1 tRNA gene and 1 rRNA gene are annotated in these 353 nt (G+C 55.5%); both read right to left on the bottom strand.

Features of this window, described 5'->3' with window-relative positions:
* Positions 1-100: 100 nt before the first annotated feature.
* Positions 101-172 (bottom strand) — tRNA-Ala (locus tag NKF26_RS23990).
* Between the two features lie 128 nt (positions 173-300).
* A 16S ribosomal RNA gene (locus NKF26_RS23985) occupies positions 301-353 on the bottom strand; the annotation flags it as partial.

Below are 353 nucleotides of genomic sequence, written 5' to 3'. Positions count from 1 at the left end.
CTTCCCAACCGCGTTTTCACGGGTTGGTGCATCGGTTTGTTGGGATTGATTCTTTTGTCGCGACCCACTTAAGGGGCACGATTCGAATCACCCCACGACATGGACCCACAGGGATTCGAACCCTGGGCATCCTCCTTGCAAAGGAGGCACTCTACCACTGAGCTATGGGCCCTCCTCGTCGTGAGACGAGAGGTGTGTGTGTTAACCCTGGCAGTTCAAAGGTGCCCGACCAGAAACTGGTCGAGGTCGTCGAGGATAATCCCAAAGTGAGTCAGGCACGTCGGCCTGATCTCGTTCGTTAGGAGGTGATCCAGCCGCAGATTCCCCTACGGCTACCTTGTTACGACTTAAGC

This window comes from Haladaptatus sp. AB618, assembly GCF_024136965.1.
In the GTDB taxonomy this organism is placed as follows: Archaea; Halobacteriota; Halobacteria; order Halobacteriales; family Haladaptataceae; genus Haladaptatus.
The sequence above is the reverse complement of the archived record's forward strand: the minus strand, read 5'-3'. Positions and strand labels throughout refer to the sequence as shown.